The organism is Rhodococcus sp. 05-339-2, assembly GCF_002258965.1.
Taxonomy (GTDB): domain Bacteria; phylum Actinomycetota; class Actinomycetes; order Mycobacteriales; family Mycobacteriaceae; genus Rhodococcoides.
This window is the reverse complement of the sequence record NZ_NOYW01000021.1, coordinates 365,451-388,500: the sequence shown is the minus strand read 5'-3', so window position 1 is coordinate 388,500 and position 23,050 is coordinate 365,451. Positions and strand designations below refer to the sequence as shown.

Annotated in this window: 20 protein-coding genes; 14 read left to right on the top strand and 6 right to left on the bottom strand. The window is 65.4% G+C overall.

Annotated features, from left to right (window positions below; all coding sequences use genetic code 11):
• Position 1: 1 nt before the first annotated feature.
• The 3 genes from cobU to CH273_RS26320 are packed head-to-tail and all read left to right on the top strand — an operon-like array spanning position 2 to position 2,429.
• Positions 2-571 (top strand): bifunctional adenosylcobinamide kinase/adenosylcobinamide-phosphate guanylyltransferase, encoded by a 570-nt coding sequence (gene cobU, locus CH273_RS26330; RefSeq protein WP_045194867.1) that lies wholly within the window; start codon positions 2-4, stop codon positions 569-571.
• Between the two features lie 2 nt (positions 572-573).
• Entirely contained in the window at positions 574-1,665 is a 1,092-nt protein-coding gene (gene cobT, locus CH273_RS26325) for a nicotinate-nucleotide--dimethylbenzimidazole phosphoribosyltransferase (protein ID WP_032394714.1), read from the top strand.
• A 2-nt stretch (positions 1,666-1,667) separates the two neighbouring features.
• Positions 1,668-2,429 (top strand): adenosylcobinamide-GDP ribazoletransferase, encoded by a 762-nt coding sequence (locus CH273_RS26320; protein WP_032394420.1) that lies wholly within the window; start codon positions 1,668-1,670, stop codon positions 2,427-2,429.
• On the opposite strand, the gene CH273_RS26315 is transcribed toward CH273_RS26320, so the two are convergent.
• The gene (locus CH273_RS26315; RefSeq protein ID WP_032394421.1) at positions 2,426-3,529 is read right to left on the bottom strand and encodes a branched-chain amino acid aminotransferase; all 1,104 of its coding nucleotides are present in this window, start codon (positions 3,527-3,529) and stop codon (positions 2,426-2,428) included. The two genes, CH273_RS26320 and CH273_RS26315, sit on opposite strands and share 4 nt — an antisense overlap.
• A gap of 41 nt (positions 3,530-3,570) precedes the next feature.
• Entirely contained in the window at positions 3,571-4,671 is a 1,101-nt protein-coding gene (gene gcvT, locus CH273_RS26310) for a glycine cleavage system aminomethyltransferase GcvT (protein ID WP_032394715.1), read from the bottom strand.
• A gap of 117 nt (positions 4,672-4,788) precedes the next feature.
• Here gcvT and CH273_RS26305 point away from each other — a divergent pair, with 117 nt between their 5' ends.
• Positions 4,789-6,312: a leucyl aminopeptidase gene (locus CH273_RS26305; RefSeq protein ID WP_032394422.1), complete on the top strand. Its 1,524-nt coding sequence runs from the start codon at positions 4,789-4,791 to the stop codon at positions 6,310-6,312.
• A gap of 49 nt (positions 6,313-6,361) precedes the next feature.
• Here CH273_RS26305 and CH273_RS26300 read toward each other — a convergent pair whose 3' ends face one another.
• Positions 6,362-6,703, bottom strand: coding sequence for a hypothetical protein (locus tag CH273_RS26300; protein WP_032394423.1), 342 nt, complete (start codon positions 6,701-6,703; stop codon positions 6,362-6,364).
• A gap of 377 nt (positions 6,704-7,080) precedes the next feature.
• Here CH273_RS26300 and sucB point away from each other — a divergent pair, with 377 nt between their 5' ends.
• From sucB to CH273_RS26275, 5 genes are all read left to right on the top strand, one after another.
• The gene (gene sucB / locus CH273_RS26295; RefSeq protein ID WP_032394424.1) at positions 7,081-8,856 is read left to right on the top strand and encodes a 2-oxoglutarate dehydrogenase, E2 component, dihydrolipoamide succinyltransferase; all 1,776 of its coding nucleotides are present in this window, start codon (positions 7,081-7,083) and stop codon (positions 8,854-8,856) included.
• A gap of 149 nt (positions 8,857-9,005) precedes the next feature.
• Positions 9,006-9,896 carry a TIGR01777 family oxidoreductase gene (locus CH273_RS26290; RefSeq protein WP_032394425.1) on the top strand — a complete coding sequence of 297 codons (891 nt, stop codon included), beginning with the start codon at positions 9,006-9,008 and terminating at the stop codon, positions 9,894-9,896.
• Between the two features lie 21 nt (positions 9,897-9,917).
• Positions 9,918-10,703 carry a lipoyl(octanoyl) transferase LipB gene (gene lipB, locus CH273_RS26285; RefSeq protein ID WP_032394426.1) on the top strand — a complete coding sequence of 262 codons (786 nt, stop codon included), beginning with the start codon at positions 9,918-9,920 and terminating at the stop codon, positions 10,701-10,703.
• Between the two features lie 10 nt (positions 10,704-10,713).
• Positions 10,714-11,727, top strand: a complete 1,014-nt coding sequence (gene lipA / locus CH273_RS26280; protein ID WP_176459221.1) for a lipoyl synthase — start codon at positions 10,714-10,716, stop codon at positions 11,725-11,727.
• A gap of 61 nt (positions 11,728-11,788) precedes the next feature.
• On the top strand, positions 11,789-12,544 hold the full coding sequence (locus CH273_RS26275; protein ID WP_032394428.1) for a DUF4191 domain-containing protein: 756 nt from the start codon (positions 11,789-11,791) through the stop codon (positions 12,542-12,544).
• Positions 12,545-12,583: 39 nt separating this feature from the next.
• Here CH273_RS26275 and CH273_RS26270 read toward each other — a convergent pair whose 3' ends face one another.
• Positions 12,584-13,048 carry an RDD family protein gene (locus CH273_RS26270; protein WP_032394429.1) on the bottom strand — a complete coding sequence of 155 codons (465 nt, stop codon included), beginning with the start codon at positions 13,046-13,048 and terminating at the stop codon, positions 12,584-12,586.
• A 167-nt stretch (positions 13,049-13,215) separates the two neighbouring features.
• On the opposite strand from CH273_RS26270, the gene glnA (CH273_RS26265) reads away from it, so the two are divergent.
• The 5 genes from glnA (CH273_RS26265) (at position 13,216) to CH273_RS26245 (ending at position 18,433) form a co-directional block, all read left to right on the top strand.
• Positions 13,216-14,652: a type I glutamate--ammonia ligase gene (glnA, locus tag CH273_RS26265; protein ID WP_032368128.1), complete on the top strand. Its 1,437-nt coding sequence runs from the start codon at positions 13,216-13,218 to the stop codon at positions 14,650-14,652.
• A 176-nt stretch (positions 14,653-14,828) separates the two neighbouring features.
• Entirely contained in the window at positions 14,829-15,479 is a 651-nt protein-coding gene (locus CH273_RS26260) for an ABC transporter permease (protein WP_032394430.1), read from the top strand.
• Positions 15,472-16,668, top strand: a complete 1,197-nt coding sequence (locus CH273_RS26255; RefSeq protein ID WP_032394431.1) for an ABC transporter ATP-binding protein — start codon at positions 15,472-15,474, stop codon at positions 16,666-16,668. Before CH273_RS26260 ends, CH273_RS26255 begins: the two co-directional genes overlap by 8 nt.
• Positions 16,665-17,450, top strand: a complete 786-nt coding sequence (locus CH273_RS26250; RefSeq protein ID WP_032394432.1) for an ABC transporter permease — start codon at positions 16,665-16,667, stop codon at positions 17,448-17,450. Before CH273_RS26255 ends, CH273_RS26250 begins: the two co-directional genes overlap by 4 nt.
• On the top strand, positions 17,450-18,433 hold the full coding sequence (locus CH273_RS26245) for a glycine betaine ABC transporter substrate-binding protein (protein WP_045194853.1): 984 nt from the start codon (positions 17,450-17,452) through the stop codon (positions 18,431-18,433). Before CH273_RS26250 ends, CH273_RS26245 begins: the two co-directional genes overlap by 1 nt.
• 9 nt (positions 18,434-18,442) lie before the next feature.
• Here CH273_RS26245 and CH273_RS26240 read toward each other — a convergent pair whose 3' ends face one another.
• Both CH273_RS26240 and glnA (CH273_RS26235) read right to left on the bottom strand, forming a co-directional pair.
• On the bottom strand, positions 18,443-21,490 hold the full coding sequence (locus CH273_RS26240) for a bifunctional [glutamine synthetase] adenylyltransferase/[glutamine synthetase]-adenylyl-L-tyrosine phosphorylase (protein WP_032394433.1): 3,048 nt from the start codon (positions 21,488-21,490) through the stop codon (positions 18,443-18,445).
• A gap of 127 nt (positions 21,491-21,617) precedes the next feature.
• Entirely contained in the window at positions 21,618-22,958 is a 1,341-nt protein-coding gene (glnA, locus tag CH273_RS26235; protein WP_032379097.1) for a type I glutamate--ammonia ligase, read from the bottom strand.
• Positions 22,959-23,050 lie beyond the last annotated feature (92 nt).

The window sequence follows — 23,050 nt, the reverse complement described above, 5'->3', positions numbered from 1 at the left end:
GGTGGGCGTACCGACTCGAACTCTCGTGCTCGGTGGGGCCAGATCCGGCAAGTCCGGGCACGCCGAATCGCTTGCCGTTCTCGAGCCGGTTCGCTACCTCGCCACCGGTAGGCGGGACGCCACCGACGAGGACTGGCAGCGCCGTATCGACCGTCATCGCGCGTCGAGGCCCAATCACTGGTCCACCGTCGAAACCGTCACGTCACTGGCCGGTGTCATCGCGCAGCCGTGGGACGGCACCACCGTCGTCGACGACCTCGGAACGTGGCTGACGGGAATGCTCGACGACGCGCAGGCCTGGGAGCTCCCCCGCGGCACCGTCGCACCGGCTGTCGACGACCTGGTCGGGGCAGTCGCGCGATGCGCGTCGCCTCTCGTGCTCGTCAGCCCCGAGGTCGGCCTGTCCGTGGTGCCCGAATCCCGTTCCGGTCGCCTCTTCCGAGACGAGCTGGGCTTGCTCAATTCTCGGCTCGCGACAGTGTGTGACAGGGTTCTGCTGGTCGTTGCGGGACTCGCGCTGACCCTCAAGGAACCTCCGGCGGACTTCACAACCGCGAAAGGCACAGTGTGACAATTCTTTCGGAAGAGGATTCGGCGACGCCGTTTCGTCCGGTGACGGCCCCGTCGGACTCGGCCAGATCGGCTGCGGCGGACCGGCAACGGGAATTGACCAAGCCCGCCGGCAGCCTCGGTCGCCTCGAGACGCTCGGTGAGTGGATCGCGGCCTGCCAGGACGCCTGCCCGCCGCGGTCTCTCGAACGAGTGCGTGTCGTCGTCTTCGCCGGCGATCACGGCGTCGCTGCGCACGGGGTCTCCGCCTACCCTCCCGAGGTCACGGCCCAGATGGTCGAGAACATCCGCGCTGGCGGTGCCGCGGTCAACGTGCTCGCCGATATCGCCGGTGCGGCGGTTCGGGTCGTCGACATCGCAGTCGACGCCGATACCGATTCTTCCGTGTCCGCGTTCAAGATTCGACGGTCCAGCGGATCCATCGACCGCGAGGACGCACTGACCGAGGACGAGGTTCGGGCCGCCGTCGCTGCCGGAGCCGCCATCGCCGACGAGGAAGTCGACGCCGGCGCGGATCTTCTCATCGCAGGCGACATGGGCATCGGAAACACCACTCCTGCAACGGTATTGATCGCCACCCTGACCGATACCGAACCGGTTGCCGCTGTCGGCCGCGGCACGGGAATCGACGATGCGGGGTGGATCAGGAAGACCGCGGCGGTCCGGGATGCGATGCGTAGGGCTCGTCCGGTCGCGAAGAACCCCACCGACCTGCTCCGGGTCGCGGGCGGTGCCGACATCGCGGCTCTCGCCGGGTTTCTCGCCCAGGCCGCACACCGGCGAACCCCGGTGATTCTGGACGGCCTCGTGGTGACCGCGGCCGCTCTGGTGGCCGAGGATGCAGCGGCCGGAGCGCGCAACTGGTGGGTGGCCGGGCATCGTTCGGCCGAGCCTGCCCATTCACTTGCGTTGCGCCACTTGCGTCTCGAACCGCTCGTGGAGCTCGAGATGCGTCTCGGCGAGGGCTCGGGTGCGCTGGCGGCGTTGTCTCTGGTTCGTGCGGGTGTCGGCACCCTGAATTCGATGGCGACTTTCGCCGACGCCGGGGTCAGCACCGGCGACAGCGAAGGCCACAGCAGTATCGAAAATCGCTGACCGTGAGCAGGCGCGTCGGTGGAGTGTCGCTCGCGTTCTCCTGGCTGACGGTGTTGCCCGTGCGCGGCCCCGAGGACGTCGACAGGCACTCCGCGGGCCACGCGATCGCTTTCGCTCCGCTCGTCGGCCTCGCCCTCGGTGGCATCTCCGCCGCGCTGCTGTGGGTGTCGATCGCGGCCGGGCTGTCGCCGCTGCTCGGCGGACTGATCGCCGTCGGTGCCTCGGCACTGCTCACCCGGGGTATGCATCTCGACGGCTTGGCCGACACCGCAGACGGACTCGGCTGCTACGGGCCTCCCGAGCGCGCGCGAGAAGTCATGAAATCCGGCAGTGCAGGCCCGTTCGGTGTGGCAGCACTCGTTCTGGTGTTGGGGATACAGGCCGCAAGCCTGGGCCAGCTCGCGCAGTTGCACATGTGGTGGGCCATCGTGTGCGTGTCGGTGATCGCACGGGTGTCGGCAGTGGTCGCGTGCCGCCGAGGGATCGACGCGGCGGCACCGAGCGGCTTCGGCGCGCTGGTGGCAGGCACTCAGTCGACCGCGGTCGTGGCGTTGTGGACAGGCGTGGCAACGGCCATGTTCACGTACATTTTGGCCGACCGACCGTGGCAGGGAGCGCTGGTGGTGATCGCCGCACTCGCCGTCACGGTGATTCTCACTCGTCACTGCGTCCGACGCTTCGGCGGGCTCTCCGGCGACGTGCTCGGAGCCGGAATCGAGACCACCACCGCACTGGCCGCGGTCGGCCTGCTCCTGGGGAGCTAGCGGAGCGTCGTCATCCAGCCGTGAGTATCGGCGAACGTTCCGCGCTGAATGCCGGTGAGCGTGTCACGTAGTGCGAGAGTGATCTCGCCAGGCTCACCGCCTGCGATCTCGAACGTGCCCTCGGTGGACTTGACGCTGCCCACCGGTGTGATGACGGCTGCTGTGCCGCAGGCGAACACCTCGGTGATCTCGCCGGAGTCGGCACCCTTGCGCCACTCCTCGGTGGAGATCCGCCGCTCTTCGACGGGGATGCCTGCGTCGGTCGCCAGGGCCAGCAGCGAGTCGCGGGTGATGCCGGGCAGAAGCGATCCGGACAGCGACGGGGTCACCAGGCGTGCATCGGAGCCCGAGCCGAAGACGAAGAACAGGTTCATACCGCCCATTTCCTCGACGTAGCGGCGCTCGGTGGCGTCGAGCCAGACCACCTGATCGCATCCCTCGTCGCTGGCCTGTGCTTGCGCCAGAAGCGATGCGGCGTAGTTGCCGGCGAATTTCGCCGCACCGGTCCCGCCCGGCGCCGCCCGGACGTATTCGGTGGACAGCCAGACGCTCACCGGCTTGACGCCTCGAGGGAAGTACGCGCCCGCGGGCGAGGCGATCAACATGTAGCGGTACGAGTCGGCGGGGCGCACGCCCAGCCCGGCCTCGGTGGAGAACATGTACGGCCGGACGTACAGCGCGTCTTCGCCGCCTGCTGCGGGGACCCACTCGTGGTCGAATTCGAGAAGCTTCTCGATCGATCCGATGAACAGCTCGTCCGGCAACTCCGGCATCGCCAGGCGACGGGCGGACGAGCGGAAGCGCTCGGCGTTGGAGTGCACCCGGAAGGTCGAGAGGTCGCCGTTCGGCTGACGGTAGATCTTGAGTCCCTCGAAGATGGCCTGGCCGTAGTGCAGCACCATCGCGGCCGGGTCGAGCTCGATCGGTCCGTAGGGCGCGATCGTCGCATCGTGCCATCCGCCGTCACGGGTGTAGTCGATGTACACCATGTGGTCGGTGAAGTGCTTTCCGAAACCGGGTGCAGCGAGCACCGCGTCGCGCTCCACCGGAGTGGCGGGAGAAGGATGCTGCACGTACGCGAACTCGGAAACACCTGTCATGCCGGAGATACTATCGTCAAGGTCGCTGCGCTCTCGCGCGGTCACCTGGTCTTCGCTGCGACGAACGGCGGCGCGACCACTTCGCAGCGCAACGCTCGCCCACGAACGTCGACCTCGACCTCCGTGCCCACCTCCGGAGCGGCTTGCGCGTCGAGCAGGGCGAGGGCGATTCCGACCTTCAGCGACGGCGAGAACGTTCCGGAGGTCGTCGTCCCGATGTCCTGCCCCGACGCACGCACGGTGAGACCGGGGCGTAGAACACCGCGGTCGAGGGCCTTCAGTCCGCGCAGTACGCGCGCCGGCCCGCTCGCTTTCTCGGCGGACAGTGCTTCCTTGCCCCAGAACGCATCCTTCTTCCACCCGATCGCCCAGCCGCAGCGCGCCTCGAGCGGCGAGATGTCCAGTGCCAGTTCGTGTCCGTGCAGCGGGTACCCCATCTCGGTGCGCAACGTATCGCGTGCGCCGAGCCCGCACACCTGCCCTCCGCGCGATCGCACTGCAGCAACGAGTGCCCGAAAGAGAGGTTCCACATCTCCGGCGGGGGGAACGAGCTCGTAGCCGTGTTCGCCGGTGTATCCGGTCCGGCAGACCCGCACCGCCACCGAATTCCAGGTGGCGTCCTCGAACGCCATGTAGTCCATGTCGGTCGGCAGGCCCAGCTCCTGCAGGACCTCGCTCGATTTCGGTCCCTGCACGGCCAGCACTCCGAAGTCTCGGTGCTGGTTCACCACCGACACGCCTTCGGGTGCCTGCTCGGCCATCGCCGCGACGACGGCCGCAGTGTTGGCTGCGTTCGGCACCAGAAAGACGTTCTCGTCCGAGACGTAGTACGCGATCAGGTCGTCGACGACACCGCCGGATTCGGTGCAGCACAACGTGTACTGCGCCTTGCCCGGTTCGATTCGGTTCAGATCGTTGGTGAGCACGGAGTTCACGAACGCGGCGGCTCCGGGTCCGGTCACCGACGCCTTGCCGAGATGCCCCACATCGAACAGGCCGACGGCTTCTCGCACCGCCGTGTGCTCGACGACGACTCCGGCGTACGACACCGGCATCGTCCAGCCGCCGAAAGGTGCGAATGTCGCGCCCAATTCGGTATGCACGGCGTGAAGTGGTCCCTCGATCAGCTCGGTGTCGGTCATGGCGGTCACGCTAGCTCACATCGCGGCCGTAGCGGGCCCGGCAGACCGACTGCGTCCCTCGACGCGTCGTCACTAGGATCGAGGTACGTACACGTCAACCCCTACAGGAGCAGCCACGTGCCTTCACCCTCGACGCCTTCCCGCACTCTCGGACCCGACCTGGTCCTCGCGGGCAAGCTCGGCAAGAAAGTCGATGTTCTCGTAGTCGCGCTGAGCACCAGTGACGACGGCCTCGAACTCGCCATCACCGACGACATTTCCGACGACGCCGTCGCCGCTGCGCTACTCGACGCCTTCGAATCCGTCGGTGCCACCGGAAAGGCCGACGAGCTGGTGCGCATTCCGGCACCGTCCGGCCTGTCGGTGGACAGCGTGCTGGCGGTCGGCCTCGGCAGCGCCGCCGACATCGACAGCGAGCGGATTCGGCAGTCGGCCGGTACCGCGGCACGCTCGCTCAAGGGGGTCGACACTGCGGCGACCACGTTGTCGGCGCTCGATCTCGGTGCCGCCGCAGAAGGGTTCTTTCTCGGCGCATATCAGTTCACCGAGTTCAAATCGGCACTCTCGGCACCGAAGTCCGACGCGCTCCCACTCGCGCGCGTCGAGTTGCTCGTTCCCGACACCCGCTCCAAGGACGCCAAGAACGAGCTGGCACGATCGCTCGCCATCGCCGAATCCGTCGCCGTAGCACGCGATTTCGTCAACACCCCGCCGAGCCACCTCTACCCCGAGGAGTTCGCCGCACAGGCCAAGGCCCTCGGCACGGCAGCGGGCCTGAAGGTCGAGATCATGGACGACAAGGCACTGGAGAAGGACGGCTACGGCGGCATTCACGGCGTCGGCAAGGGTTCTTCGCGCCTGCCGCGGCTGGTTCGCCTGACGCACTCGGGTGGGAAGCGGGGCGCGAAGAAGGTCGCCCTGGTGGGCAAGGGAATCACGTTCGACACCGGCGGCATCTCCATCAAACCCGCTGCGGGCATGGAGAACATGACCTCGGACATGGGCGGTGCCGCTGCGGTCATCGCGACGGTGATCCTGGCCGCGAAGGTCGATCTGCCACTGGACGTCATCGCGACGGTGCCGATGGCCGAGAACATGCCGTCGGGCACTGCGCAGCGTCCGGGCGATGTACTGACCCAGTACGGCGGCATCACCGTCGAGGTCATCAACACCGACGCCGAAGGCCGCCTGATACTCGCCGACGCGATCGTGCGAGCCTGCGAGGACGATCCGGATTACCTCATCGACACCGCGACACTGACCGGAGCTCAGGTGGTCGCGCTCGGCAATCGAACGCCGGGAGTCATGGGCACCGAGGACTTCCGCGACCGCGTCGCGGAGATCTCCCAAGCCATCGGCGAAAACGCATGGGCGATGCCGTTGCCGAAGGAGATTCGACGCGAACTCGACTCCAAGGTGGCCGATCTGGCGAACGTCACCAACGGCCGGGCCGGTGGAATGCTCGCTGCCGCTCTGTTCTTGAAAGAATTCGTCGCCGACGGCGTCGAATGGGCTCACATCGACGTCGCGGGCCCGGCGTACAACACCGGTGGCCCCTTCGGGTACACCGGCAAGGGCGGCACCGGCGTTCCCGTACGGACGATGTTCGCGGTCCTGGAGGACATCGTCGAGAACGGCTGATCACGAGAGTCCGTGCGTGCGGATTCGGCGTCCGCACGCACGGGCCAGGTCAGAGATCGCGTTGCTGCTGTTCGCGCTTCCTGATGACCTTCTGGCGGGCGTCGTGATCGCGCATGCGCTGGGGGTAGCCGGTCTTGCGCACGTCGTACACCGGGATCTTCAGGTCGGATCCGATCTTTCGTACATATTTTTCATCGAGCGGCCGACGGGTCCATTCGCCGTCGTTCGCGACCAGTACGACGGTCAGCGGGGTCACGGTCGTCTTCGGCTCGACGTAGGCCTCGACACCGATTCGCGCGTCGGTCCAATCGGCCAGGTACTGGGCAACCGACCCTTCCGGAGCCCGTTTCGCGCCCCCACCGCTTCGCTTGAGTCGATCGAACAATCCCACGAGAACATCCTTTTCGTACGGCCGATGGGTCACCGGTTCTGGTACCGGAATTTTGTTACCCGCCAGTTTGCCAGGCGTGTTGCACGCCCTAGGGGAACGGCGAGGCGATAACAATGGAAGGATGACATTAGAGGGTTCAGCTCTCTTGATAGTGAACCAAGGCTCGTGAAGTGAGTAAGTGAATTGCCGAGAGGGAGTGTCTACGTGGGCGCTGTGTCGAGCCGAGCACGCTCGATCGGTGCCGTGTGCACCGGTGCCCCCGTCGAACCGAATCACGCAACTCTCGTCCATGAACCCTGTTCCGCCAGCACAATGGTCTGCGACCACGAGTCGTCGAACTACATCACCCGCACACAACTGTCGAGGAGTCAACAGACATGGCCTTCTCCGTCCAGATGCCAGCTCTTGGTGAGAGCGTCACCGAGGGAACTGTCACGAGGTGGCTCAAACAAGAAGGCGACACCGTCGAAGTCGACGAGCCATTGCTCGAAGTCTCCACGGACAAGGTCGATACCGAGATCCCGTCGCCTGCAGCCGGTGTTCTGACCAAGATCGTCGCTCAGGAAGACGACACCGTCGAGATCGGTGGCGAGCTCGCCCAGATCGGTGACGCAGGCGAGGCCCCCTCGTCCGACGCACCGGCCGAGGACTCCGCGCCCGCCGAGGAATCTGCGCCCGAGGAAGCTGCCGAGGAGCCCACTCCCGCTGCCGAACCCGAGCCGCAGGCCGAGGAGGAGGCACCCGCAGCGAGTGCATCGTCCGACTCGTCCGGATCCGGCACGCCGGTCACGATGCCCGAGCTGGGCGAGTCCGTCACCGAAGGCACCGTGACTCGATGGCTCAAGGCCGTCGGTGACGAGGTTGCTGTCGACGAGCCGCTGCTCGAGGTCTCCACCGACAAGGTCGACACCGAGATCCCGTCTCCGGTCGCCGGAACTCTGCTCGAGATCTCCGCAGAGGAAGACGACACGGTCGCCGTCGGTGGCCAGCTCGCCGTCATCGGTTCGGGATCGCCCGCCGAGAAGGCCCCCGAGCCCGAGGCCACCCCGGAGCCCGAGGCCCCGAAGGCCGAGGAGCCGAAGAAGGAAGAGCCGAAGAAGGAGGCTCCCAAGCAGGAAGCCCCGAAGGCCGAGCCGAAGCCTGAGCCCAAGCAGGAAGCGCCCAAGGCTGCTCCCGCCAAGGAGTCGGCACCGTCGGGTGACTCCAGCCCGTACGTCACTCCCCTGGTGCGCAAGCTGGCGTCGGACAACGACGTCGATCTGTCGACCGTGAAGGGCACCGGTGTCGGTGGCCGCATCCGCAAGCAGGACGTGCTCGCCGCAGCCGAGGCCAAGAAGGCTCCGGCCGCTCCGGCCGCCGCTGCTGCGCCCGCCGCCGAATCGAAGCCCGCTGCCCCGGCGACCGCTGGTGTTCGCCCCGAGCTCGCGCATCTTCGCGGAACCACGCAGAAGATCAACCGGATTCGTCAGATCACCGCGAAGAAGACGCGTGAGTCCCTGCAGACTTCCGCACAGCTGACGCAGACCTTCGAGGTCGACGTGACGAAGATCGCCGGTCTGCGTACCAAGGCGAAGGCGAAGTTCGCCGAGAACGAGGGCGTCAACCTGACGTACCTGCCGTTCTTCGCCAAGGCCGTCGTCGAGGCTCTCAAGGCGCACCCCAACGTCAACGCGAGCATCAACGAGGACGCCAAGGAGATCACCTACCACGCCGACGTCCACCTCGGTATCGCCGTGGACACCGAGCAGGGTCTGCTCTCCCCCGTCATCCACAATGCGGGCGACCTGTCGCTCGCCGGACTGGCTCGGGCGATCAACGACATCGCCACTCGTGCACGCTCGGGTGGACTCAAGCCCGACGAGCTGTCCGGCGGAACGTTCACCATCACCAACATCGGCAGCCAGGGCGCGTTGTTCGACACCCCGATCCTGGTTCCGCCACAGGCGGCCATGCTGGGCACCGGAGCGATCGTCAAGCGTCCGGTCGTCGTCAAGGACGACTCGGGCAACGAGTCGATCGGTGTTCGCTCGATGTGCTACCTGCCGCTGACCTACGACCACCGTCTGGTGGACGGGGCCGATGCGGGTCGCTTCCTCACGACGATCAAGCAGCGTCTCGAAGTTGCGTCGTTCGAGGCCGATCTCGGCCTGTAGGCAACCGGCGAATCGCGCCGCTCACGTATTCTGGTGAGAGCGCGAAACATTCGCATCGGAGTCTCGAAAAGAGGGGCACGAACCGTGCATCCGGGGCATCATTCGTTCGCGAATGATGCCCCGTTTGCGTCAAGGAGGCTTTCGTTCACATGCGCGTAGTCATTGCAGGTTCATCAGGATTGATCGGCACCGCTCTCGTCGCAGCACTGCGGGGTCGTAGCCACGACGTCACCCGGCTCGTTCGACGCACGCCTGCCGGACCGGACGAGTCCCAGTGGGATCCGTCGCGCGGGAGCATCGACGCGGCCACGCTCGACGGTGCCGACGCCATCGTCAACCTCTGCGGCGTCGGTATCGGCGACAAGAGATGGTCCGGTGCATACAAGCAGTTGGTACGAGACAGTCGCATCGCCCCGACCGAGGTACTCGCTGCGGCAGCGGCCGACGCCGGGGTCCCCACCTTGATCAATGCCAGCGGCGTCAACTTCTACGGCGACACCGGCGACCGGGTGGTCGACGAGAGCGCACCGGTCGGTGAGGGATTTCTGGCCGAGGTCTGTCGCGACTGGGAGAACGCAACGTCGAAGGCGTCGGAGGCCGGTGTCCGAACCATCCTTCTGCGCAGCGGTGTGGTGCTGTCGCAGCGCGGCGGCATGCTGGGCAAGCTTCGACCGCTGTACCTGTTCGCCCTCGGCGGGCGGTTGGGCAGCGGCCGTCAGTATTTCCCGTGGATTTCGTTGGAGGACGAGATCGGGGCCATCGTGCACGGCATCGAGAACGACGCACTCCGGGGGCCGGTCAACATGGTCGGCCCCACTCCGGTGACCAACGCCCAGTTCAACAGTGCGATGTCGCGAGCGGTACATCGACCGGCCCCATGGGTTGTGCCCGGCTTCGCGTTGAAGGCCGTGATCGGAGAGTTCGCCGAGGAGGCGATCCTGACCGGGCCGAGGGCGATCCCGAAGGCACTGGAGGACGCCGGGTACGCCTTCGAGCACAACACGATCGGGGAGGCACTGCGGGTAGCTGTCGGTAAGTGACTCGGCGTACCGTTTCGATTCATGAGTGACGCGAACTCTCCCACGGTCCAGGTTCCGGTATCGGCGCGCGCGAGCACCGAGCCGGTCGTGGTGCGCGAGTTGGGCACCGTCGAGTACACCGAGGCCTGGGCACTGCAGCGCGAACTGGCCGGTGCCCGGGCGGACGACATCGGGTCCGACACCCTGTTGCTGCTCGAACATCCGTCGGTCTACACCGCGGGTCGACGCACGTCCGAGGAGGACATGCCGCGAGACGGTACGCCCGTCGTCGAGGTGGACCGTGGCGGCAAGATCACCTGGCACGGCCCCGGTCAATTGGTGGGCTATCCCATCGTCAAATTGGCGCAGCCCATCGACGTCGTCAGATACGTACGTCGCATCGAAGAGGCGCTGATCTCCGTGGTGTCTGCCTACGGTATTTCCTGCGGACGCGTGGACGGTAGATCCGGGGTATGGCTCGCCGCCGAGACCCGCGACGGAACGTGGCTGCCCGAACGCAAGATCGCTGCGATCGGGGTCCGCGTGCAACGCGGGGTCACCCTGCACGGCTTCTCACTGAACTGCAACGCGGCCATGACCGGTTTCGACGCGATCGTGCCGTGTGGCATCGCCGATGCCGGTGTGACGTCGCTGTCGCTGGAACTCGGCCGAGAGGTCGGCACAGGCGAGGTCATCGCTGCGGTCACCGAGGCCGTTCTTGCTGCGCTGGACGGATCGTTGTCCGTACAGGATCACGAGATCGAGCATCCGTCGCCGAACGGCGCGTCTGTCAACCCGCAGTTCACCACGGTTCGCTTCGGCGCGTAGCATCGTTTCTGTGACTGTGGCCCCAGAAGGACGCAAGCTGCTCCGCCTCGAGATCCGAAACGCGGAGACCCCCATCGAACGCAAACCCAACTGGATCAAGACCAAAGCCAAGATGGGCCCGGAGTACACCGAGCTCAAAGGTCTTGTGAAGCGTGAAGGTCTGCACACGGTGTGCGAGGAAGCCGGCTGCCCCAATATCTACGAGTGCTGGGAGGATCGCGAAGCGACCTTCCTCATCGGCGGTGAGCAATGCACCCGCCGGTGCGATTTCTGTCAGATCGACACCGGCAAGCCGGAGGATCTCGATCGTGACGAGCCCCGCCGGGTCGCCGAGAGCGTGCAGGCCATGGGTCTGCGCTACTCCACGATCACCGGCGTGGCTCGGGACGATCTCGAGGACGGCGGCGCGTGGCTGTACGCCGAAACGGTTCGATACATCAAGAAGCTCAATCCGAACACCGGCGTCGAACTTCTGATCCCGGATTTCAACGCCAAGCCCGATCAGTTGGCCGAGGTGTTCTCGTCACGTCCCGAGGTGCTGGCCCACAACGTCGAGACGGTGCCGCGCATCTTCAAGCGCATCCGTCCCGCGTTCCGATACCAGCGGTCGATGGACGTCATCACCGCGGCCCGCGACGATGGTCTTGTCACCAAGTCCAACCTGATCCTCGGCATGGGTGAGACGCCCGAAGAGGTGCAGGAAGCCATTCGCGACCTGCACGAGGCCGGTTGCGACATCCTGACCATCACCCAGTACCTGCGCCCGTCGCCGCGCCACCATCCGGTCGAGCGTTGGGTCAAGCCGGAGGAGTTCGTCGAGCACTCCGATTACGCAACCGAAATCGGTTTCGCGGGTGTGCTGGCCGGGCCCTTGGTCCGCTCCTCCTACCGCGCCGGACGCCTCTACGCGCAGGCCATGGCTCATCACGGCCGTGAACTTCCCGAGAGCATGAGTCACCTGACCGACGGTGGCGAAGCCTCTCAGGAGGCCAGTTCGCTGATGGCGCGTCTGGCGGCTCGCTGATCCTTTCTGCCAACCCGGCGCGGTGCACGTGAGCGTCGGCACAGCACGTATCCTGTGAGGTATGGCGAACGGCAGTAAGGCTGGCAAAGCAGCAAAGCCCAGCAAGGAAGCAAAGGCGGCTGCGAAAGCGGCGCGCAAGCAGGCATCGAGGGAACGGCGCAAGCAGCTCTGGCAGGCGTTTCAGATGCAGCGCAAGGACGACAAGGCACTCCTTCCGCTGATGATCGGGTCGGTGGTCGGGCTCGGACTCCTCGGGTTCCTCATCGGCCTGGCCTTCGGTTTCCAGTGGTTCCTGCTCCCCATCGGACTGCTCCTGGGCGTCCTGGTTGCGTTCATCATCTTCGGTCGCCGTGTGCAGAAGTCGGTGTACAAGAAGGCAGACGGGCAGGCAGGCGCGGCTGCATGGGCGCTGGACAACCTGCAGGGGTCGTGGCGGGTGACCAATGCGATCGCCGGAACCACCCACCTCGACGCCGTGCATCGTGTCATCGGCAAGCCCGGTGTCATTCTCGTTGCCGAGGGTGCACCGCATCGCGTGAAGTCACTGTTGGCTCAGGAGAAGAAGAAAACCGCCCGCCTGGTGGGCGACACCCCGATCTACGACATCATCGTCGGAAACGAAGAGAACCAGATTCCGCTCTCGGGTCTGCAGAAGTACCTGTCGAAGTTGCCGAAGAACATCGACGGCAAGCGCATGGACACCATCGAGTCGCGACTCTCGGCTCTGGGCACCAAGGGTGGACCTGCCATGCCGAAGGGACCCATTCCCGGCGGAGCCAAGATGAAGGGCGTTCAGCGGACCATGAAGCGCCGCTGACAACTAAAGACCGCTCGAACAGCCCTGGTGCGCAAACCCTCAGCGGGTTCGCAGCAGGGCTGTTCCCGTTGCACGATCGTGCATTCCCCGGCCGTCCATGTCGGTGACGACGGCCGGCACCACGAACAGCAGGATGAGCTGCCGAACGAGCGCGCGCACGAAGCCGACCCGCGCGGGTGCGTCGATGCGTGCCACCTGGATACCGGCGATGAATTGCCCCGGGGTGAACGAGAACAGCGAGACGCTCACCAGTCCGACGCCGAACCACACGGCCAGCACGATCGTCGAGATCAGTCCGCTCGTGGTGTATCCACCGAGAACGAGCGATGCCACGCCGGTGGCCATCGTCCAATCGAGCACCAACGCGAGAACCCGGCGCCCGGTACCTGCCAACGCGCCGACACCCTGCTGCGGTAGGCCCAACTCCTCCCCGCGGAAGTTCTGGGGTTCACGTGGGTTCGCGGAGGCCGGTCCGGACAACCAGGACCCTGTCATTCGTGCCATGATTTCCAGGATAGGCGCGGTCGGGCACACGGGAAAACACCTGGACGTACTGTTGTCCGTGCCAGTCGTGAGCCAGGACGCGTAACACGGGCGAAACACGAGCTTGACGGGCGGGCAACACCAAGTCCATACCGTCAGGTTGACGGACTCAACAAAGGAGCAAAAGCGTGGCGTTTTCCACGGCCCAAGAGGTCATCAAGTTCATCGCAGATGAAGGAATCGAATACGTCGACATCCGGTTCACGGATTTGCCGGGTGCACAGCAGCACTTCTCGATCGCCGCCAAGGCGTTCACGGCAGACACGCTCGAGGACGGCCTCGCGTTCGACGGTTCGTCGGTCCGCGGCTTCCAGTCGATCCACGAGTCCGACATGATTCTGCTTCCGGACTACGCCACCGCTCAGGTCGATCCCTTCCGCAATGCCAAGACGCTGAACATCGACTTCTTCGTTCACGATCCGTTCACGCGTGAGGCCTACAGCCGCGACCCGCGCAACGTTGCCCGTAAGGCCGAGGAGTACCTGGCCAGCACCGGCATCGCCGACACCGCGTACTTCGGTGCCGAGGCAGAGTTCTACATCTTCGATTCCGTGCGCTTCGATTCGCAGGCGAACGGTGCGTTCTACGAGGTCGATTCGTCCTCGGGTTGGTGGAACACCGGAGCCGAGACCGAGGCCGACGGCAGCCCGAACCTCGGGTACAAGGTGCGTTTCAAGGGTGGCTACTTCCCCGTCGCTCCGTACGACCACTACGTCGACCTGCGCGACCAGATCTCCACCAACCTGCAGAACGCCGGCTTCGAGCTCGAGCGTGCGCACCACGAGGTGGGCACCGGCGGCCAGCAGGAGATCAACTACAAGTTCAACACGCTGCTTCGTGCGGCAGACGACCTGCAGCTGTTCAAGTACATCGTCAAGAACACCGCATGGCAGAACGGCAAGTCGGCAACGTTCATGCCGAAGCCGCTCTTCGGCGACAACGGCTCGGGTATGCACGTGCACCAGTCGCTGTGGAAGGACGGCAAGCCTCTCTTCCACGACGAGGCCGGATACGCCGGACTGTCGGATCTCGCGCGCCACTACATCGGCGGCATCCTGCACCATGCACCGTCGCTGTTGGCGTTCACCAACCCGACGATCAACTCGTACCACCGTCTGGTGCCGGGCTACGAAGCCCCCATCAACTTGGTCTACAGCCAGCGCAACCGCTCCGCCGCGGTTCGTATCCCGATCACCGGCAACAACCCGAAGGCCAAGCGCCTCGAGTTCCGTGCGCCGGACTCCTCGGGTAACCCGTACCTGAACTTCGCCGCTCAGATGATGGCCGGTCTGGACGGAATCAAGAACAAGATCGAGCCGATGGCACCGGTCGACAAGGATCTCTACGAGTTGCCGCCCGAGGAAGCCAAGAACATTCCTCAGGCACCGACCTCGCTGAACGCGGTCATCGACCGTCTCGAGGCCGATCACGACTACCTCACCGAGGGTGGCGTGTTCACGACCGACCTGATCGAGACCTGGATCTCGCTCAAGCGTGAGCAGGAAATCGCTCCGGTGAACCTGCGTCCGCACCCGTACGAGTTCTCGCTGTACTACGACGTGTGATCGTCTGATTTCTCGTCGACAACGCCCGGCCGAATCTTTTCGGCCGGGCGTTTCGCGTTCTTCGCCGCCGAATTCTCGTGCAGAACGGCAAAAAATCCGGACCGGTCGGCGTTTGATAGTTGGCACGGAGGGTAAAGGTATTTATCCGCTCACGGCGAACAGAGGACGACAACTGCATGGATGCACTGTGGGAATTCATCGTCGGACGGCGAAGACAGTTGGCGATCGACTCCTATCTGCACGTCTCGGCCGTCGTGCAGTGCGTCGTGATAGCGACGGTCATCGGCGTCGCGATAGGAGTTCTCGTCTACCGCAGCCCCGCTGGATCGGCGATCGCGACGGCTCTCGCGAGCACGATCCTGACCATCCCCTCGTTCGCGCTGCTGGGTGTCCTCATCCCCATCATGGGATTGGGCGTTCGACCCACGGTGACCGCGTTGGTCCTCTATTCCCTGCTGCCGATCATCCGCAACACCGTGGTGGGCCTGGCGGCCGTCGATCCCGCCGTCTCCGACGCCGCCCGCGGAATCGGCATGAGCCGCACCCTGGTGCTTCGGCGCATCGAGATCCCACTCGCCTGGCCGTCCATTCTCACCGGAATGCGGATCAGCACTCAGATGGCCATGGGCATTCTCGCCATCGCCGCGTACGCCAAGGGACCGGGTCTGGGCAATCTGCTCTTCTCCGGCCTCGCTCGAGTCGGTAGCCCCACTGCGCTGCCGCAGGCCCTCACCGGCACTGTCCTGATCGTCCTGCTGGCGTTGATCCTGGACGGGATCTACGTGTTGATCGGCAAACTGACCACCTCGAGGGGTATTCGTGAGTGACTCGACCCGTACATCGAACGTCTCCGGCGCGGAAATCGTGCTCGAGAACGTCACCAAGAGCTACCCGGGGCAGAAGCTCGCGGCCGTGGACAACGTGTCCATGACGATTCCGGCCGGCGAGGTCGTCGTATTGGTCGGGCCCTCGGGCTGCGGCAAGACGACGACGATGCGCATGATCAACCGGCTCATCGAGCCGACATCGGGCCGCATCACCATCGGCGGCAAGGACGCGCTCTCGATCGACCCCAACGAGCTGCGCCGCACCATCGGCTACTCCATCCAGCAGGCGGGCCTGTTTCCCCACATGACGATCGCGCAGAACGTCGGAATGGTGCCCGGGCTGATCGGGTGGGACAAGAAACGCATCAACGATCGCACCGACGAGATGCTCGATCTCGTCGGGCTCGATCCGGCGGTCTACCGCGAGCGCTATCCGCGTCAGCTCTCGGGTGGCCAGCAGCAGCGTGTCGGCGTCGCCCGCGCACTTGCCGCCGATCCCCCGGTGCTGTTGATGGACGAGCCCTTCGGCGCGGTCGATCCGATCACCCGAGGACTGCTGCAGGACGAATTGATGCGCCTGCAAGCCGAGCTGGGTAAGACCATCGTCTTCGTGACCCATGACTTCGACGAGGCCGTCAAGCTCGGTGACCGAATCGCGGTACTCGGGAACCAGTCCACGATCCTCCAGTACGACACTCCCGAGGCCGTCCTCGCCAACCCCGCGGACGACACCGTCGCGGGATTCGTCGGGGCCGGAGCCGCGTTGAAGCAGCTGACGCTGATGCGAGTTCGCGACATCGAGTTGTCCGATGTGCCGGTGTTCGGCGAGGACGACTCGGTGGAGTCGATGAACTCGGCACTCGGCTCCGATCCCGAGGCGTGGGGAATCATCCTCGACTCGCGCAAGCGCCCGCTTCGGTGGACCGATCGACGCCACCTCGTCGGAGTCGGGAGCCTGCGCGACGTCGGTGTGCCGATGGGCGAGATGGTCTCGACGCAATCGACCCTCCAGGACGCACTCGAAGCTCTGCTCTCCGAGGGCAACGCGACGGCCACCGTCACCGGTAATCGCGGCGAGTACGTCGGCACCGTGACGATCGACGTACTGATCGACACCATCAAATCTCTGCGATCGCAGCACGCCAACGATCACGACGAGGCGCGCACAGATGTCGGGACACCGTCGTGACGACCCTCGCCGATACCGGCGACGAGACCAAGGACGTTGCGCGCGCAGCCAAACGCGCAGAGCGAATTCGTCTGCTCATCCAACCGGCCGTCGTGCTGCTCATCGTGGCAATTCTGTTGGTCTATGCGTTGACCCGAGATCTCACCGCGACACAGGCCGAGACGATCAACATCAACACGATCTCCACCCGGGTTCTCGAGCACGTACTGATCACCTTCGTGGTTACGACGCTGGTACTCGTCATCGCCGTACCGCTGGGAATTCTGTTGACTCGCAACGGGTATCGCAAGGCCGCGCCGCTGTTCATCGGTATCGCGAACATCGGGCAGGCCGCGCCCGCCGTCGGACTTCTGGTGTTGTTGTTCCTCTGGACGGGCGCAACGGGCTTCTGGACCGGCGTGCTCCCTATCGCGTTCTATTCGCTGCTCCCGGTTCTGCGCAATACGATGTTGGGCTTCCAGACCGTCGAACCGACCTACATCGATGCAGCTCGTGGTCAGGGCATGTCGAACATGGGCATTCTGCGCCGCATCGAGTTTCCGCTTGCGGTGCCGTTCATACTGGCAGGCCTGCGTACCTCTCTGGTTCTCGCCGTCGGCACGGCGACGCTGAGCTTCCTTGTCGGTGCGGGTGGCCTCGGCGTCCTGATCGACACCGGCTACAAGCTCAACCAGCCACTCATTCTCGTGGTGGGTGCCGTTCTCGCGGTCGCACTCGCGCTGCTGGTGGATTGGCTGGGCGCACTCGCCGAGGCTTACCTCGGACCGAAAGGACTCCGCTGATGCGACGCACCACTCGACGACTCGCTGCGCTGTGCGCCACCACTGCTCTCGCGCTGACGGGGTGCGGGTTGCAGTCCGGCGGCGCTATGCCGTTGTCGGTCGAGGCCGGCAGCATCACTCCGCTCCCCGGGCTGGAGGGTGCCGAGTTCACCGTCGGATCGAAGGACTTCACCGAGCAGATCATCCTCGGCTACATCCTCGAATTCGCCCTCAGTGCAGCCGGTGCCGACGTTCGGGACCTCACCAATATCGTCGGCTCGCAGAGCGTCCGGCTGGCCATGCAGAGCGGCCAGGTCGACCTTGCCTACGAGTACACCGGAACCGGGTGGATCAACTACCTGGGCAACGAGACACCCATTCCCGATGCCACCGAACAGTTCGAAGCAGTGCGTGACGCCGACAAGGCCAACGGTATCGACTGGGTCAATCCTGCGCCGATGGACAACACGTACGCCCTGGCCATGAATCAGCAGGTAGCACAGGAGACCGGCGTACGCACGCTCTCGGATTACGCCGCTCTGGTGAACCGCGATCCAGCCGCTGCCGCTCTGTGCGTCGAAACCGAGTTCAACAGTCGCCAGGACGGGCTCCCCGGCCTCGCCGCCACCTACGGTTTCGACGCCAACGCCATCCCGGTGCAGATCCTGCAGACCGGCGTCATCTATCAGGCGACCGCGGACGGTTCGCAGTGCCGATTCGGCGAGGTGTTCACCACCGACGGCCGTATCAAGGGGCTGAATCTGACCGTGCTCGAAGACGACAAGTCGTTCTTCCCGCGCTACAACGCGACGGTCATCATCCGTCAGGAGGTCGCCGATCAGTACCCCGAGATCGCCGAGGTGACCGCCCCGATCTCGGCGGCGCTGACCAACGAGGCTATTTCCGAGTTGAACAAGCAGGTGGACATCGACGGCCGAGAGCCCGCGGACGTCGCACGGGACTGGATGGTTCAGCAGGGGTTCGTCACCGTCGGAAGTGACTAGAGACGGGGACTAGCTTCCGCCGAAGGTCCGCTCCACCACTGCCTTCGCTCGACGTGTCACGCGCAGGTAGTTGTCGAGGAACGCTCCGGCGTCGCCGTTCTCCCAGCCCGCCACCTGCGCTACTGCGGAGAGCACAGCTCCCGGTCGCGGCAGCTGATCGGTGGGCTTGCCGCGGACCAGCACCAGCGCGTTGCGTGCCTTCGTCGCCAGGATCCAGGCTTCCCTGAGCAGTTCGACGTCGGTTTCGCTCATGAGCTCGGCCGCACCGATGGCGTCGAGTGACTGCAGGGTCGAGGTGTTGTGCAGCGCGAGGACCTTGTGCGCGTACCTGAGCTGGATCAGCTGAACGGTCCACTCGATGTCTGCCAGTCCCCCACGTCCGAGCTTGGTGTGGGTGGATGGGTCGGCTCCCTTGGGCAGACGCTCGGAATCGATGCGCGCCTTGATGCGTCGAATCTCGCGAACCGCATCGGCGGACACACCGCCCTCGGGGTAGCGCACCTTGTCGGCCATCAGCAGGAATCGGATGCCGAGATCCTGGTCGCCGGCCACTTGGTGTGCGCGCAGGAGAGCCTGCACTTCCCAGGCCTGAGCCCACTGCGAGTAGTACGCGGCGTAGGACGCCAGGGTGCGCACCACCGGGCCGTTGCGGCCTTCCGGCCGCAGACCGGTGTCGACCTCGAGCGGCGGATCGGTGCTGGGCGCGCCGAGCAGTTTGCGGATGCGGTCGGCAATCGTGTTGGCCCACTTGACCGCAACGGTCTCGTCGACGCCGTCCACCGGTTCGCAGACGAACAGCACGTCTGCGTCGCTGCCGTAGCCGAGCTCACCGCCGCCCAGGCGTCCCATACCGATGACGGCGAGAGTTGCCGGTGCAGGTTCTCCGCGTTCCTTCTCGCTGGCTCGCACTGCAGCGGCGAGCGCTGCGTTGATCACTGCGGCCCAGACCGAGGACAGCGCGCGGCACACCTGAGGCACATCGAGCATGCCGAGAATGTCTGCCGAGGCCACCCGGGCCAGTTCGTGGCGTCGCAGCGCCCTGGCGGCGTTGATCGCTCGTACCGGGTCCTCGTACCTGGCCGAGGACGACAGGATCGCGCGGTACGTCTCCTCCGGCTCGACGTCGAGCAGCCGAGGGCCGGTGGGTCCGTCGGCGAACAACCGAATGACCTCGGGGGCCTTGATCAGCAGGTCCGGCACGTACGCCGAGGAGCCGAGCACGATCATGAGCCGCTGAGCCACTGCGCCTTCGTCGCGCAGCACCCGCAGGAACCACGTCTGCTCCCCCGCCGATTCCGACAGCCTGCGGTAGTTGAGCAGTCCGGCGTCGGGATCGGGTGTGTCGGCAAGCCACTCCAGCAGCGTCGGCAGCAACACGGCCTGGATCTGACCACGACGGGTACCCGAGCCGACGAGCGCACGAAGGTGGCCCAATGCGTTCTGGGGAGTCGCGTAGCCGAGCGCTGCGAGCTGACGCGTCGCGGCGTCCGGCGTCAACCGCACTGTCTCCGAGTCGAACTTGACCACCGAGTCCAACAGCGGCCGGTAGAAGAGCTTGGCGTGCAACCGTCTGATGCGTTGTGCGTTGCGCTTGATCTCGGCGTTCAGCACACCGAGGGAGTCGCGGTTGCCGTCAGGTCGCATGTGCGCCGACCGGGCCAGCCACCGCAGGGCTTCCTCGTCGTCCTGCGGAGGCAGGGTGTGCGTGCGCCGCATTCGCTGCAGCTGCAGGCGGTGCTCGATCAGCCGAAGAAACTCGTAGGAGGCCGTCAGATTCGCGGCGTCGTCGCGGCCGACGTAGCCGCCCTCGGTGAGTGCGGTCAGTGCGTCGGTCGTGCCGAGTACGCGCAGCGATTCGTCGGTTCGACCGTGCACCAATTGCAGGAGCTGGACCGCGAATTCGACATCCCGCAGGCTTCCGCGGCCGAGTTTGATCTCGCGCTCGCGGAGCTCCGGCGGCACCATCTCCTCGACTCGACGCCGCATCGCGCGCACCTCGGGCACGAAGTCCTCGCGCTGGCTGGCCAACCACACCATCGGGTTGACCGCGTCGACGTAATCGTTGCCGAGCGCGATGTCGCCGGTCATCGGGCGTGCTTTGAGCAACGCCTGGAACTCCCAAGTCTTGGCCCAGCGCTTGTAGTAGGCCACATGCGAGTCGAGGGTGCGGACCAACTCGCCGCGCTTGCCCTCGGGACGCAGCGCCGCGTCGACCTCGAAGAAGGCCGAGGATCCGATGCGCATCATCTCGCCGGCGATGCGACTCGCCTGCGAGTCGGCAGGCTCGGCGACGAACACGACATCGACGTCGGAGACGTAATTGAGTTCGCGCGCACCGCATTTGCCCATCGCGACGACGGCCAAGCGCGTGGGGCACGGCGCGTCGGGGCACACGGTGGCGACGGCGACGGCGAGTGCCGCAGTGAGCGCGGCATCGGCCATGTCGGACAGTTGCGATCCGACCACCGTGTACGGCAGGACGGGTTCGTTCTCGACGGTTGCGGCGAGGTCGTACGCCGCCAGGACCATGATCTGGTCGCGGTACTTCTTGCGCAGGGCGATCACGGCTGGCGGTCCGGTGATCGACGCCCGGTACAGGTCGGGCGCGGCATTGGGTCCGGTCTCTGGCTCGGCCCCGACCACCTCGAGGAGTTCCGCGACCAATGTCGCCTTGCTGGGGAGTTCGATCTTCGCCGAGACCCCGGTGCCCTGACCTTCCTTGGTCAGCAGCAGACGCCACGTGCTGTCGTCGGCCACGAGGTGATCGGCGAGCGCACTCGACGCACCGACGAGCCCGAGGATGCGCCCGCGGAATCCCTTGTCCGTGCGCAGCGCCGTGTCGAACTCCGACCAACCGGAACCGAGCAACTCGTACAACCGCACGAGGGTGCGGAGCGCGAGATCGGCATTGGGCGCGCGCGAGAGCGACCAGAGCAGCTCGAGGCTGTCCTCGTCCGTCCAACCGAGAGTGCGCAGATCGGACGGCGCAGTTTCTTCGACCAGGCCGAGTCGGCCCGGTCCGGGAACGACGGATCTGGAAGTAGGAGGACGCACCATCTAGAATCCACCTCGGCGTGCCACAGTTTTACCCCGTCGTCAGTAATGCGACGCGAGGGTGCCCGCGCCGGCATCGGAACTACCATTCACGATCGACTAGAACGTAGCCCATGACGACGCCGTGCTGTTAAAGACCCAGGTAGGCCTTCAACTCGTACGGCGTGACGTGGCTGCGGTACTCCTCCCATTCGCGACGCTTGTTGCGGAGGAAGAAGTCGAAGACGTGCTCGCCCAGTGCCTCGGCGACGAGTTCGGAGCCTTCCATCGCGTTCAGTGCCTGATCGAGATTGCCCGGCAGTTCCTTGTATCCCATGGCGCGACGTTCCGCGGAGGTCAGTGCCCACACGTCTTCCTCGGCCTCGGGCGGCAGGGTGTAGCCCTTCTCGATTCCACGCAGACCGGCGGCCAGCAGAACCGCGAAGGCGAGGTACGGGTTGCAGGCCGAATCAGGGCTGCGAATCTCGACTCGGCGTGAGGATGCCTTGTTCGGGGTGTACATCGGCACGCGGATCAGTGCCGAGCGGTTCGCCGGTCCCCACGACGCCGCCGTCGGTGCCTCGCCGCCGCGCACGAGCCGCTTGTAGGAGTTGACCCACTGGTTGGTCACGGCGCTGATCTCGTTGGCGTGTTCGAGGATGCCTGCGATGAAGGACTTGCCGGTCTCCGAGAGCTGCATCGGGTCGTCCGGGTTGTGGAAGGCGTTGGCGTCGCCCTCGAACAGGCTCATGTGCGTGTGCATCGCCGAGCCGGCCTGATCACTGAACGGCTTGGGCATGAACGTCGCGCGCACGCCTTCTTCGATCGCGACTTCCTTGACCACGTAGCGGAAGGTCATGATGTTGTCGGCCATCGACAGTGCGTCGGCGTAGCGGAGGTCGATCTCCTGCTGGCCCGGTGCGGCCTCGTGGTGGCTGAACTCGACCGAGATTCCCATCGACTCGAGCGCGTCGATGGCGTGCCTGCGGAAGTTCGGGGCCGAGTCGTGTACGGCCTGATCGAAGTAGCCGCCGTTGTCGGCCGGGGTCGGCGGTGAGCCGTCCTGCGGAGCGTCCTTGAGCAGGAAGAATTCGATCTCGGGGTGCACGTAGCAGCTGAATCCCAGGTCCGCGGCCTTGCTGAGCTGGCGACGCAGCACGTGGCGTGAGTCGGCCCAGGACGGCGAGCCGTCGGGCATGGCGATGTCGCAGAACATCCGCGCCGAGTGCTGGTGCCCCTTGCTGGTGGACCACGGCAGAATCTGGAACGTCGACGGATCGGGCTTGGCCACGGTGTCGGCCTCGGACACGCGGGCGAATCCTTCGATGGCGCTACCGTCGAAACCGATCCCCTCGTCGAAAGCCCCTTCGAGCTCGGCGGGGGCGATGGCCACCGACTTGAGGTACCCGAGAACGTCGGTGAACCAGAGGCGGACGAAACGAATGTCGCGCTCTTCGAGGGTCCGGAGCACGAATTCCTTTTGACGATCCATGAACGCGAGAGTAAGCAAACGGAGTTAAATCTGTGTTACATCGTGAATTCGGTCTCACTTCGTGAAACTCTCTGCGCACTTCGCGGGACGTG

Coding starts and splice junctions, on each gene's coding strand:
- CH273_RS26315 (WP_032394421.1), bottom strand. CDS start 3,529: ATGACAGGTGTTTCCGAGTTCGCGTACGTGCAGCATCCTTCTCCCGCC.
- gcvT (WP_032394715.1), bottom strand. CDS start 4,671: ATGACCGACACCGAGCTGATCGAGGGACCACTTCACGCCGTGCATACC.
- sucB (WP_032394424.1), top strand. CDS start 7,081: ATGGCCTTCTCCGTCCAGATGCCAGCTCTTGGTGAGAGCGTCACCGAG.
- CH273_RS26290 (WP_032394425.1), top strand. CDS start 9,006: ATGCGCGTAGTCATTGCAGGTTCATCAGGATTGATCGGCACCGCTCTC.
- lipB (WP_032394426.1), top strand. CDS start 9,918: ATGAGTGACGCGAACTCTCCCACGGTCCAGGTTCCGGTATCGGCGCGC.
- CH273_RS26275 (WP_032394428.1), top strand. CDS start 11,789: ATGGCGAACGGCAGTAAGGCTGGCAAAGCAGCAAAGCCCAGCAAGGAA.
- CH273_RS26270 (WP_032394429.1), bottom strand. CDS start 13,048: ATGGCACGAATGACAGGGTCCTGGTTGTCCGGACCGGCCTCCGCGAAC.
- CH273_RS26260 (WP_032394430.1), top strand. CDS start 14,829: ATGGATGCACTGTGGGAATTCATCGTCGGACGGCGAAGACAGTTGGCG.
- CH273_RS26245 (WP_045194853.1), top strand. CDS start 17,450: ATGCGACGCACCACTCGACGACTCGCTGCGCTGTGCGCCACCACTGCT.
- CH273_RS26240 (WP_032394433.1), bottom strand. CDS start 21,490: ATGGTGCGTCCTCCTACTTCCAGATCCGTCGTTCCCGGACCGGGCCGA.
- glnA (WP_032379097.1), bottom strand. CDS start 22,958: ATGGATCGTCAAAAGGAATTCGTGCTCCGGACCCTCGAAGAGCGCGAC.